We start from the raw sequence: 12,738 nt of genomic DNA on the forward strand, positions 1-12,738 counted from the left end.
TTATACAACTATTTAAGTTGTTAACCAGTTCCATTGTTACGATCGCGCCATTCGCTAGGACTCATGCCGTTTTTCAACTTGAACGCTTGACTGAAATAGTGGAGGCTATTGTACCCGGAAGCTTGCGCGATGTCCTGAATGGATAGGCTACTGTTCTGCAAATAACTGGTGGCCGCATTCATCCGTAACTCGCTTAAATAATGAAAAGGCGTTTTCCCCTGAAGCTTCTTGAACAGCCGAATGAGGTAGGAGCCATTAAGATGGACAAGGTCGGAAAGGTGCTGAAGCGATAGCTCCTCCCTGTAATGGGATTCCATATAGCGCATGATAGCTTCGATTGTTCGGTATTGGGATTGCTGAACGGACTCTATGTAGCCTTCCATTCGATTGGCATTGTCGAGCAAATAGCGAACGAGAACAATCGCTTTGCGCATATCGTTCATAAGGGCCTCCTCCAGCAGGGGGCTTTTCTCATGCGCGTATTGCTTGACCAGTTGCTCAAGGACTTGCATGGATTGGCGAAAAAGCTCGACCTCCGATTGCATTGTTTCCATGCGGCCTTGTAAGCTGTTCCATTGTAATAATTGAGGCAGTGCCGGGAATATCGTAGCATCGATAATCTCGAACTCAACGTAAAGGTATCGCAAGGAGGTGGATGAGCTCAATAATTTATGAGGACTGTTCGGTGATAACAAGAATGCCGCCGGCTCTTCTACCGTATAGAGTTGGCCTAGCCATTCCAAATTTGCGTGACCTTGCTGGATGACGAGAAGCTCGTAACAACCATGGATTCCGCCGCTTTCGGGAACTTGGTCATCGGGATTCGGATAGTAGCCCACTTTACGGATTTTCACCGGGAAAGCCTCCTTGTTAATGAGAAGGTCAATATATCGCAAATGAATTTTGGAATCATGTGCCTTAATTATAAGAGGGGATAAGTGTATTCATCAATCATGTAGATTGAACATAAATACTTGACCTTCAATTGGTTATAAGATGAGAGTAGTTAAATCAGTAACTAATCTGGAGGAGATGAATAGGATGAGTCATCGTTATTCCGTTATTTTGTCCAATGTAGGTTCGTCGGCTGACCGCTTTTTGACTACGGGGTATAGCACGCCGTTTACCATTCCAGAATTGTTTGCCCGGGTGAAACAGATTCCGCAAGTGACCGGCGTAGAGCTCATCGGCAACTGGCATGTTACCGAACGCAATGTGAAGGAAATCAAACAGCATTTAGAGGAAAACGAGCTGAAGCTCGTATCGATTATTCCCGATCACTTCGGTCAGATGAAGTGGAAGAATGGCAGTTTTGCCGCCAAAGATCCATCGATCCGTATGGAAGCTGTCGTGCATACGAAGGAAATGATCGACGCTGCCATTGAGCTTGGGGGAGATTTGATCAGCTTATGGCCAGGACAGGATGGTTACGATTATTTGTTCCAAGCCGATTATATTCAGGAACGGGATTGGTTCGCGGAAGGGGTTAAGGAAGCCTGCTTGTATCGTGATGATGTTAAGATCAGTCTGGAATACAAGGTCAAAGAACCGAGAACCCATAGTTATTTAAGTACGGTCGCAACTTCGTTGTTGATTACGCAAGAAATCGGTACGGATAACGTTGGAGTTACGATCGATTTCGGCCATGCACTTAATGCTTATGAAACCCCTGCGGAGTCTGTCGCTCTGTTGAAAAAGTACGGGAATAAGCTGTTCCACGTTCATATGAACGATAATTTCCGCCACTGGGACGATGATATGATCGTAGGCAGCATTCACACGATCGAGACGCTTGAATTTTTCTACTGGCTGAAGCGCACGGAATACAAAGGTTGGTTATCCATCGATCAGTATCCTTATCGGGAGGATGGGCTTGAGGCCGTTCGCGAAGGCGTGAACGCGATGGAGGCGTTTGCCGAACTGGTTGATTGCATTCCGAGCGGAGAACTTGATGGATTGATCCGGAACGGGAACGCGCCGGAAATTACGGCTTATTTAAGAAAGCTGCTGTTGCCTGTTCGTTAAGCGGGGGTATGTGAGTTGAATGCCGTATGGTAAGCGCCACCGTACACTGAAGAGGAATCCACTAAAAAAGAAGTCTCCATGTTCGCTTGAAGGAAGATATGGAGGCTTCTTTTATTTTTTTGTTTGACGACAACATTCATCCGGGCCCTACACCAATGAATATATCGGTAAAATGCTAGCGGAAATTATTGCACGAATATCGGTAGTATTTTTGCGGAAATAAACGGTCCCCGTTCCGGTATATACGTACATGGTCCAGCCCGACTTCTTGTTCGTATTCGAAGCTGTCGACATGTATTCGCCCGTTGTATCCACGTTTAAGGCCAGGTTAGTGTAATCATCCTGATCATTGACGATACGAACATAAGAAGCGGCACTGGAATCCGTATAGCTGAAACGGGTATTGCGAATGTAGACTCTTTCCCGATGGGTGCTGGCGATGCGATACTCGGCCCATTCCCTGAATATGGAATTATCAATGGAAACCGAATAATTCGGCGCGTTATTCAAACCGTCGATGAGGTGTGCCGTAGAAGTGCCGCCAACGCCGATTCCTTCCGCACGTTTAGCGAAAAACCCGTTCAGATTTAACCTGCCGGCCGATCCGGGCGCGATTTCGAACGTGCAGTTGGTCAGTATAAATCTGCTTCCTTTAAAGCAATAGCCTTCTTGGGAAGCGACTTTGAGAATGGCACAGCTATCGATAACCAAGTTGTTGTTGTTGTCTTTATTATAGAAGCAATAAGCATTTTTGTGAGAGTTCTGGGGGGCGTCTAGCGGATTGGGGTCGTCCAGATAGGAGCCGAATTGGAGTCCGATCAGAAAACGATTGATTTGCAGTCCGTATATCTTGATATGCTCTGCTGGCCGAAAGGTGCTTTCAGAGCTGATGAGCGCTTTTTTTATTAATGACATTTGATGATACAGCATTCATATTAAGTGTCAAATGTTATTACGGCGGGTGTCATTTTGATCATACAATAAGTCTTCAATTGATCACGTTTAATGACAAAACTAAATACAACGGACACAAAGCCTTCGGAAAGAAAAAATGAGGAGAAGTCCACACGGTAACATAAACAAAACCGACAAAATCCTGAGGAGATTTTGTCGGTTTTGTTTAATATCGGTTTTTCAACATTTCGACTTCTGTCTTTATCATCAACTGTTCGCGATTGAGAATTTCGATGCTTGCAGCGTGCGTGTTGAATTGAAACGTAAACTTCCGTTCCAAGGTATCTTGCCGTTCCGCGATGTCCGTTACCGTTTCTTTGACCGATTTGACCATGCCAATTAATTGGGCATACATTTTCTCGTGGCTATTTAGCCGGGTTAAGATAATTTGCTGGTCCTTCTTAATACTCTGGAGCTCCGCCTTAAACTCCGACCTCACTGCCCCAAGCTCTTGATTAAACTCCGATCGAACTGCCTTGAACTCTTGATTAAACTCCGATCGAACTGCCTTAAACTCTTGATTAAACTCCGATCGAACTGCCTTAAGCTCTTGATTGAACTCCGATCGAACTGCCTTAAACTCTTGATTGACTTCCGACCTAAAACTCCTCAGTTCATCAAAGATCATTTCCAGCGTTGCTTGGCTCATTGAATGCTTCTCCTCCTCCGGGATTGGGATAATCGAACAATGATTCTTTTCCGCTCAACGTATCAATGCCGACCTGCGAAATCGGATCCGGAGGCACGAGGGACGTATATTAAATCAATTATATCAGATTGGGCTAGGAAGAAAGAGGTATTATTACAATTTCTCGATGAAGTCCGGAAGCCGATTTCCATGAGGGCCACCACAAGTAGGAGATTGAACTAAGCGTTTTAACCGCTGTACGTTAACGAACTTATCATCGTGTAAAAGACGTGGTAATATTAGGTTTCCAACATATGCAACTAGACACATAAGGAGAATTCACCCGATGAAGAAACACATTATTACTTTAGTGCTATTTGCTGTCTTGATCTCATTAGCATCCCCTCCGGCGTCTGCGGCAACTGGTTTTACTGACGTTGGCCCGAACGAGTATGCTTGGGCGCAGGAAGCTGTTGCTTATATGGCTGACAATGGTTACATGAAAGGAGACGGCAAGGGGAATTTCAAACCTGCCAAACCTATAACGAAAGCGGAGTTAGGCGTATTGCTGTATCGGATGTTTCCTGAGCTTCGTTCGAAGTTTCCGCCCAACCGTGCGATTATACCGTCCGATCTACCCGCCAAGCACTGGGCTCGGGAAGAGCTTCTCTCTGTTTTCGTTTACACGGATCATCGGAAATATAATATTGGGAATTATGGGAGTGGGGATAAATATACGCTTCAACCCGATGCTAAAGTGAATCGTTGGAAGACGATGATCATACTCAATGAGATGTTTCCGCTTAATGAAGATGAAGTGTTGCCTATGGCTGTCTTAAACCCTGTGCTTAAGCGGATTAAGGATATTAAACGTGTAGCCATAAAAGAAGGCGGCGGGTATTCCCAAAATAATTGCGCTCGTATGGCCAATCAACCGATTATCTGTCTTTTTTCCAGTCGTACTGAGCTTGACGGGGGCGGCGATGACGATGCGGATCTGGCTCTTGCTCTCTATAATATGGTCTCGCACGGGATTCTCACGCCAGATAAGAATGGGAAGTTCCGGCCCAAAGCGACGATTACGAGGGCGGAGATTGCCACGATTCTGTATCGCATCAAGCAACTAGTCGATTCGAAGACAATAAACGTGTATCAAAGTCCGTGCTGGGCGCCTTTAGCTATACCCTATCCGGAGGGTTACGCTATTAATGGCAAAACCGAGGAAGAAGCGGTTAACGCTGGGTATTGTCCATCGTCTTCTGGCACATCTACGGAGGCAGTTTCTCCTGCTTCTAATGAAGAAATGTCCGCCTCTGACGATGAGATTCCTGCTCCTCACACCGTCCCGGGCAGCGAAACGAATGATCAGGAAGTTGTCATTAACACTACAGGGCATAAACTGCTCAAAATCAGCGTCACGTCCAGTCAGACGGTAGACCTTAACCTATGGTTGGACGGGAATTTTCAGTATGTCTCGGCCAAACAACTCCCGTATGAACTGGACGTATCGAAGAGCAGCAGCGTGAAGGTCAGAGCGGTTACCCGTACCCTGCAAGGTTATCAGAACAAACCGTTCGACACTAAACTTATCGTAGAGTGGGCTGACTAACCCTGTAGTTTCAAGGGGATTCGAAGTCCTATTCCTCGATCCGAATGAGATTAACCTCTTTTTTCTGCTTTGTTTTTTCAGTTGTAGCGCGAGCCGAAATATCTAAAATAGCTTCCATCTTCTCTACATATTGCTCAGGAATTTCATCCAGCAGGGAGAATATTTTTTTGAAGGATTTTTCATAAGCGAATTGTACATATTGGCGATATACTTCTTTGCCTGATGTAGAAACCTTTATGATAATGTTTTTCTTATTATCGGAAGTATGGTACTTTTCGAGCAGCCCTTTTTCCACCATTTTTTTGACGTGTTTTGAGAAGGCGCTCTTGGATATTCCCAACCGTTTTGCGATTTCCAGCATGTTTTGGTTTTTATCTTCATTTTCCAATAAATATTCCAGCACTTGAATTTGGGCGGCAGAAAATAAAAAAGCAGTATTGTAGGCGTATTCTTTTTTGTAGGAATCCGCGTAGGAATTGCCGAACTTCACAAGCTTCTCCACGAATACTCTATATTTCCCCATCCATTCCAGTGACATAAAACCACTCTTCCTCTTCAAATTATCTCCTAAAATTATATCAAAAAAAATAATTTTAACATAGCAAGAGACAACCATTGCTATCGTCCATAAAGTGTAGTATAAAAACTATATAGTTTCCATTGGAAACTATATACGTTAAAAGGGGTGTGTATATTGAAAAAGAGGATAAGAAGATTGCTTGTCGTTTCCGTGTTGATGGTTTTTGTAAGCGTTTGTTTTTCCGGTTTATTGCAAACTTCTTTTGGAAAGGTTGAAATCATTAATTTTAAGCTGCCTACCGAGAATGGACAGTGGTTGTCCGGGCAAGTTTTTAAACCTAAACAATCGAGTACTGAGCATAAAGTTCCTTTAGTGATTACCGAGCATGGCTATCTCAACAATAAACACATGCAAGATCTAAACGCAATTGAATTATCGCGCAGAGGAATTGCGGTTATGACATTTGACGCCTACTATCATGGCAAATCAAGCTCTGCGAGCGAGCCGGTCATGCAGGCGGTAGCGGCAAATGGCGTGGGAATGATCCCTTTAGTGGAATTCGCCTATCAAAGTCTTGATTACATTGATAACCAAAGGATCGGGGTTATGGGGCATTCAATGGGGGGAATGTCCGCATGGTTGACGTTAATGCACTATGGTTCGCAATATAATGCGGCGATTGAAAAAGCGAAGGCGCCGGATTCGGAAGGCGGCGAGACGATAACGGACGGCGAACAGGCATATGCGAATTCGTTAAACAAGGTCGCAGCAGGATTGTCTGTGGGAAATATCCGTTTATCGAGTGAAAAGGCATTTAGTCAAATTCGCGCAAATATGGGGATTATTTATGGTCAATATGACGAGGGAAATTACGACTTGTCTCAAGGCAACGGCGACCTCTCCAACAACGCTGCTGAGGGCTTATTCGCAGTAAACTCGATTTTTTCAGAAGCCGAGCGGCAGATGGACTTTCATGTAGGTCAATATTATGGAGATGCAGGCAATCAAACGCTTAGAGTCGTTTATAATCCGAAACAAACACATGAATGGGCACATTTTTCAAAGGAAACCGCTGCTTACACAGTCGACTTTTTCAGCCATGCCTTTGAGCTTTCGCCACAGATCGCAAATACGAATCAAATATGGATCTGGAAAGAGCTTGTAAGCTTTATTGGATTGTTAGGCATTTTTCTATTGATTGTTCCAGCAGCCTATTACATGTCGGAAATTCCGTTCTTTAAGCAAATAAAATTCGCCAAAGAACAATGCGGTTCTATAGCCGATACGTCGCAAACGGAAAAGAGCACAAAGAGAGTAAGAGTTTTTTGGATCGGCTGGACGCTTAATTGGATCTTTTCTGCGGTTGGCGTAATTGTTGCTTTAAATCTAGATAAAGTCATTTTTAAGAGTACGTCCAATTTTATGTCTGTTAAATGGTTTGCGCAGCCCATTACAAACTATATTTTGATATGGGCTATGTTTAGCAGCCTTGTTGGAGCGGTGCTATTCATCTGGAAGTACAAATTGGAGAAAAGAAATAACGCTGAGCTTTCTATGGAGCAACTAGGGATAAAAATCGGTCTAAGCAATATAGTAAAGACTTTTATGCTTGCTGCATGCATTTTTGGAATCTTTTTCGGCATTGTATATGCGGCGGAGTATCTCTTGAACGTTAATTTTAAATTTTGGATACTCGGAGTATTTACCTTTAGTGCGGATAAGTTAGGGGTTTGGTTGAACTATTTGCCGTTCTTCTTCCTGTTCTATCTCATCCATGCGCTCTTCATAAACAAGTTGAGTTATAGCCCTATCAAGTCCGAAAAAGCAAATAGCATTGTCGCGGGACTGGGAAGCGTACTTGGCATTGTGCTGATTAACGGAATCCAGTATGCGGTATTATTTACGACGGGCAATGCCTTTTGGCAGGAAACGAGACTTTATCCGATGGTGCTGCTTCCGTTTATTTTCCTGCTGTTTGCAGCCGCACTCATTAGTCGCAGCTTGTACAAATTAACGGGGAACGTCTGGCTTGGCGCTGTGGTGAATACGTTGATCATCACGATGATTGGAGTTGCCAATACGGCTACCTTGACGCTTTAAAGAAGGTGTCCTTATCGACGCTGAGCGCAATATTTCATTGCGCTCAGCGTCTGTCTCATAAAGAGACCTAATCATGACCTATAGCACTTCCGGATAATTCCTGAGAGCTAACCATATAATCGTCGAAGACGCCTTATTGACATGCAATCCCTCAGCTTGACTTATACGGTTTTTCCTACAAACATCCGTCGTTTAAGCCTGAATCGAGTAGATTTGTATGATTTTTCGAACAAAAGTTCGCCTTTTAAGCCTTGTTCGAGCTGTGTTGTACGATTTTCCGACTAATTTCTCTGCGTAAACTTTTGTATGAAAATAGATCCGCCGTAAGGCAATGTAATCGGAATAAGGCTCGAAGCTTAACGTTACTTTGTGGGGTGTCTCGCATCGTAAGGAGATATATGCACGAGCTAGTTTATTTTAACCAGCAATGGAATGCCTTTTTCCATGCGAGCTCTTATACAGAACCGGTATTGCCGCTGCTATGAGGATCATGCCCATAAAAGCGGGGGCGGCATGACCGAGCGATACATAGATTTGGCCTCCGAGGATTGGCCCGATCATTCTTGCTAAAGCCTGAATAGATTGACTGCCACCTTGAATTCTACCTTGTTCGCCGGAAGCGACTGACTTGGACAGCATCCCGTTAAAGGAAGGCCCGAAGATCGAGTCGCCAAAACCGAATATGAACATCCCGGCGATTAGAAGGGGATAGAAGGAGAACAATGCCGATGCTGCAATCAGACCGTAGCCTATAATTTCTGAACCCATTCCGATGATTGCGATTTGCTTATCGGTAAACTTCTTTAGAAGCTTCGGCATGATAAGGCCCTGCGAGACGATGTCCTGAACGCCCATAATCGAAAACATAAGTCCGATCACGGCAGGCTTCCAACTGAAAGTGTCAATGGTAAATTGGGAGAAAACGGCCTGCAAAGATCCGTTGGGCACCCAAAGCAAGAACGCGGCGACGAGCAGCCTTTTCAGGCTTTTCATAGAAAGTATGCCGGCAAGCTGTGTAAAGGGATTCAGCCTGATTAAGGTAAGCTCTTTCAGTCTATTCTGCCGGGCAAGGCTCTCAGGCATAAACAAGAAGCCATACACGACATTTAATAAAGTGACGATCGCTCCGAAATAGATCGGCGCAGAATAGCCGAATTTGGCAAGGAATCCGCCCAGAGTCGGGCCGATGACGGAGCCTGCTCCGGCAACCGCGCTCACCCATCCGAAGTATTTGGTTCTCTGCTCCGGAGGGATGATGTCTGCAAAATAGGCGAAGATCGCGCCGATGCTCCCGCCTGTAACGCCTTCTAGAATACGACCGACGAATAATACCCATAATGCCCCGCCAATGCCAAAAATGAAGTAACCGACGGCCGAGCCCAGAAGGCATACCAAGAGCAGCGGACGACGGCCGTATTTGTCGCTCAATGCGCCAAGAGCCGGGGCCGCAAAAAACACGCAGACGGCATAGACGGAAGTCAGCAGCGTAACGACGGTAGCTTGCTCACCCGAGTTGCCGACATAAGGCTGCACCAGGAAGGGGACAACAGGAAGGATGATACTGAAGCCGATTCCGCACAGAAAGACGGAGATCAGACCGAATATTAAAGCATGTTTATCTACGGGATGTTTAGTGGACATTTCAATTCTCTCCTCAAATTTCGTTTCCTAGTCAACAAAACAATACCCCTATTTTGTTTCCTTGTCAACAAATATGGAGAAATAAAAAAACAGCCCGTTCTCCGTAGAGTTGGACTGCATGTGTTCTCATCGACTTTTACGCTATTCCGGTTTATTCCGATTTCATTTCCAAACCCAGCTTTTTTATTTCTGCATCCAAGTGCTTTCCGTACCGTTCCAAGAAGTCCAGCATACTGCCAAATTGCTCCTCGGTGATCTGTTCAAATACGGCTTTGTCCCGCTCGTGAAACTCTCCGTGCAGGTCCTCATGGATTTTATAAACGACTTTCCCTCGCTCTGTAAGCCTGAAGTAGATTTCTTTCTTGTTATCCGACTTCTGGTAGCTTTCGATCAAGCCTTTTTGCATGAGCTTCTTCGTTAGCTTGCTTATGGCGCCGCGGGTCATATAGAAGAATTCCGCAAGCTTGGTCACGTTGGAATCCGCATTTTTTTCAACATATTCGATACAGTGGACTTCGGAGGACGTATAGCCTTTAAGCGCTGCCTCCATTTTATCCTTATTGAGCCAATTCAGCTTGTTATAGATGTCCCTGACACCCATTAAGATCCGTTCTTCTTTGTTCATGGCCTGCCCTCCACCTGTTGGCGCATTAAAGCTATTATAGCGCCTAACCTATCGCCAAGTCATCTTGAGAACACGAGAGTAGTCCAGTAACGCGAAGCGAAAGGAGTCGAAGTCGAGGCCGATGGAGCGAATCAGAGCCTTGACGATAACATCTGTTTGAGTCCCATGAGGCGCTCGCCAGCGTGCCGTATTTTGATTCCAGAACAATCGCGCCATAGAGGACTGCATGATTTTTTCCATTTCGTTGTTGTTGCTTAATCGGAGGGAGCTCAACAATAGCTCGTACTCAAAAGCGATAAGCGCATGCGGTTCAGTTGGGTCGGCGCTTCTTAGCGATTGATAGGCTTCCTCCTTCTCCCGAGCTAGTCGACGCAATTCCGTTTCCCGGGATATAAACGCATCGCTGACGCAAAATAGCGCCAGAGAAGCGATAATATCGAGCAAATCCCCGACTCTCTGGGACGAAGAATCCAGAATGATAACGCCGTGCTTGGAGGCGATTCGGACGAATCCTTCCAGTTCCAGCTGCTGAAGCGCCGCCCTGATCGGCGTTCGGCTCATGTCGAGCTTCTGGCTGAGCTGGATTTCGGAGGTGACTGCGCCTTTCGGGATTTCTCCGTTCACGATCATAGCGAGAATTTGCGTATATGCCTGCTCGCGCAAGGATGGACCGGCCATTATTCGTACCTTCCTTCTCGATTAATTCGAAATATCGAGTATGATAATCATAGAACAAGAATCGGCGGAAAGGAAGTTGCCAAACATGTCTATGAGCGGAATAACGCTAAGAGACTCGGCTTTTCAACGGATTAAGAGCCGGATCGTTCAGGGAGAATGGGGCGGAGGGACGTTCCTGTCGGAGAAGCGCCTCAGCGAACAGCTGCAGATGAGCAAAACCCCGATTCGCTCGGCGTTGGACCGGCTTGAGATGATGGGGCTGGTCAAGTTGATCCCCAATCAGGGCTTTGTCGTTCAGGAGATTTCCCTAAAGCATATTTTGGATATTTACGAGCTGAGATTGGCGCTTGAGACGTTTGCGGCCGGCCGCCTTACCGGCAAGATGGACAAGCTGTTTTTCGAGATTCTCGACGAGAACCTGCATAAGCAGACCGAAGCGATTAATCGCGAGGATATTATCGGTTATGTGGAGTTGGATCGGCAGTTTCACGAAGCGATTGTTGCCGGAATGGCGAATGAAGAATATTCGGACGCCGTTTCGCGGATGCAGGATAAGTTTTTGATCGCCGTAAGGACGACATTTTACAAGAACAAGGATCGGCTGTGGAGCAGCTTGGATGAGCACAAACAGATCAGGGATGCGCTCGCGGGCGGCGATCCGGCGTTAAGCGAACAATTAGTGCGCAATCACATCGAGTTCGTTAAACAGGTCATGCTTTGATGTATACAAGTGAGACATCTTGAGCATCTCACTTGCTCGTGCTAACTTTAACTCATCTTGGTGAGGAGGTTAGCCTGCATGAAAATTACGGATGTGCGCACCTATATTGTCGGAAACCCGTGGAAAAACTGGCTGTTCGTTCAGGTGGATACGGACGAGGGGATCAGCGGCTTGGGAGAAGGAACGTTAAACGGACTCGCGAAAACGGTCGAGACGGCTATTCACGAGCTGAAGCATCTCGTAATTGGGATGGACCCTTTCGACGTGGAGACGATTTCGCTTAGAATGATTCGCGACGTTTATTCCGATGGGGGCCAGGTGCAGGGCTCGGCGCTTGCTGCAGTTGAGACGGCCTGTTGGGATATTATGGGCAAGGCCACGGGGCAGCCGATCTATAAGCTGCTTGGCGGCAGATGTCACGATAAGCTGCGCTGCTATGCCAACGGCTGGTACAGAGGCGGCTCGGATGAAGAAAGCTTCTATACGCAGGCGAAGGAAGTCGTGGATAAGGGATATACGGCTTTGAAGTTCGACCCGTTCGGCGCGGCTTGGCGAACGATGGAGAGGGCCGACTTTGCAAGCGCGATCCGCAATATTGCCGCCGTTCGGGAAGCGGTAGGGCCGGACGTCGATATTCTGATCGAAGGGCATAACCGCTTCAGCGTTCATACGGCTTTGCAGTTCGCCGAAGCGATGGCTCCCTATCAGCCGACCTGCTTCGAAGCGCCGGTTCCGCCTTATCGGGTCTCCTCGGTCGTCGAAGTGGCGAAGCGCAGTGCGGTGCCGATCGCGTGCGGAGAGGATTATTACAACCGCGAGCAATTCGCCGAACTGCTGAAGCACGATGCGGTGCATATCATTCAGTTGGAACCGCAGTTCCTGGGGCTCACCGCCTCCAAGCAAATTTGCGGGATGGTTCATGCGCACAACGGGGTAACGGCGCCGCATAGCGCGCAAGGCCCGATCTGCTCCATCGTCTGCTCTCATTTGAATATGGCGACGCCTAATTTCTTCATTCATGAGATTTTCGACGACTTTAATCATTCTTGGGCTCAGGATATCTTCACGCCGCCGTTCAAAGTCGAGAACGGATACTTGCAGCCTCCGGAGCGTCCAGGCCTTGGTGTCGAGATCAACCTGGAGGAAGCGGCCAAATATCCGTATCATCCGGGTCATTGGCTGCCGCTCTTTAAGCAAGGATGGGAAAAACGGGAGCCGGTGCAGTGAGAGGAGCGCT

At 46.5% G+C, this 12,738-nt stretch carries 12 protein-coding genes; 5 read left to right on the forward strand and 7 right to left on the reverse strand.

Features of this window, described 5'->3' with window-relative positions:
- Positions 1-20: 20 nt before the first annotated feature.
- Entirely contained in the window at positions 21-854 is an 834-nt protein-coding gene (locus DFP98_RS01010; RefSeq protein WP_147310112.1) for an AraC family transcriptional regulator, read from the reverse strand.
- Positions 855-1,041: 187 nt separating this feature from the next.
- Here DFP98_RS01010 and DFP98_RS01015 point away from each other — a divergent pair, with 187 nt between their 5' ends.
- The gene (locus DFP98_RS01015) at positions 1,042-2,025 is read left to right on the forward strand and encodes a sugar phosphate isomerase/epimerase family protein (RefSeq protein ID WP_181917414.1); all 984 of its coding nucleotides are present in this window, start codon (positions 1,042-1,044) and stop codon (positions 2,023-2,025) included.
- A 147-nt stretch (positions 2,026-2,172) separates the two neighbouring features.
- Here the strand turns inward: DFP98_RS01015 and DFP98_RS01020 are convergent, their stop codons facing one another.
- Positions 2,173-2,940 (reverse strand): hypothetical protein, encoded by a 768-nt coding sequence (locus DFP98_RS01020; protein ID WP_116058694.1) that lies wholly within the window; start codon positions 2,938-2,940, stop codon positions 2,173-2,175.
- A 205-nt stretch (positions 2,941-3,145) separates the two neighbouring features.
- Positions 3,146-3,628: a hypothetical protein gene (locus DFP98_RS01025; RefSeq protein ID WP_116058695.1), complete on the reverse strand. Its 483-nt coding sequence runs from the start codon at positions 3,626-3,628 to the stop codon at positions 3,146-3,148.
- 325 nt (positions 3,629-3,953) lie between these two features.
- Here DFP98_RS01025 and DFP98_RS01030 point away from each other — a divergent pair, with 325 nt between their 5' ends.
- On the forward strand, positions 3,954-5,216 hold the full coding sequence (locus tag DFP98_RS01030) for an S-layer homology domain-containing protein (protein WP_116058696.1): 1,263 nt from the start codon (positions 3,954-3,956) through the stop codon (positions 5,214-5,216).
- A 28-nt stretch (positions 5,217-5,244) separates the two neighbouring features.
- On the opposite strand, the gene DFP98_RS01035 is transcribed toward DFP98_RS01030, so the two are convergent.
- Positions 5,245-5,754, reverse strand: a complete 510-nt coding sequence (locus tag DFP98_RS01035; protein WP_181917415.1) for a MarR family winged helix-turn-helix transcriptional regulator — start codon at positions 5,752-5,754, stop codon at positions 5,245-5,247.
- A gap of 156 nt (positions 5,755-5,910) precedes the next feature.
- Between DFP98_RS01035 and DFP98_RS01040 the strand changes: the two genes are divergently transcribed.
- A complete protein-coding gene (locus tag DFP98_RS01040) occupies positions 5,911-7,836 on the forward strand; it encodes an alpha/beta hydrolase family protein (protein WP_147310113.1) in 1,926 nt (641 codons plus the stop codon).
- A gap of 417 nt (positions 7,837-8,253) precedes the next feature.
- On the opposite strand, the gene DFP98_RS01045 is transcribed toward DFP98_RS01040, so the two are convergent.
- From DFP98_RS01045 to DFP98_RS01055, 3 genes are all read right to left on the reverse strand, one after another.
- A complete protein-coding gene (locus tag DFP98_RS01045) occupies positions 8,254-9,477 on the reverse strand; it encodes an MFS transporter (RefSeq protein ID WP_116058699.1) in 1,224 nt (407 codons plus the stop codon).
- A gap of 151 nt (positions 9,478-9,628) precedes the next feature.
- Positions 9,629-10,102, reverse strand: a complete 474-nt coding sequence (locus DFP98_RS01050) for a MarR family transcriptional regulator (RefSeq protein WP_116058700.1) — start codon at positions 10,100-10,102, stop codon at positions 9,629-9,631.
- 48 nt (positions 10,103-10,150) lie between these two features.
- A complete protein-coding gene (locus DFP98_RS01055; RefSeq protein ID WP_116058701.1) occupies positions 10,151-10,780 on the reverse strand; it encodes a GntR family transcriptional regulator in 630 nt (209 codons plus the stop codon).
- Between the two features lie 85 nt (positions 10,781-10,865).
- Here DFP98_RS01055 and DFP98_RS01060 point away from each other — a divergent pair, with 85 nt between their 5' ends.
- Entirely contained in the window at positions 10,866-11,501 is a 636-nt protein-coding gene (locus DFP98_RS01060) for a GntR family transcriptional regulator (RefSeq protein ID WP_209075005.1), read from the forward strand.
- A 78-nt stretch (positions 11,502-11,579) separates the two neighbouring features.
- A complete protein-coding gene (locus tag DFP98_RS01065; RefSeq protein WP_116058703.1) occupies positions 11,580-12,728 on the forward strand; it encodes a mandelate racemase/muconate lactonizing enzyme family protein in 1,149 nt (382 codons plus the stop codon).
- The last annotated feature ends 10 nt before the right edge of the window (positions 12,729-12,738 follow it).

Source organism: Cohnella phaseoli, from assembly GCF_003386235.1.
Classification (GTDB): Bacteria; Bacillota; Bacilli; order Paenibacillales; family Paenibacillaceae; genus Cohnella; species Cohnella phaseoli.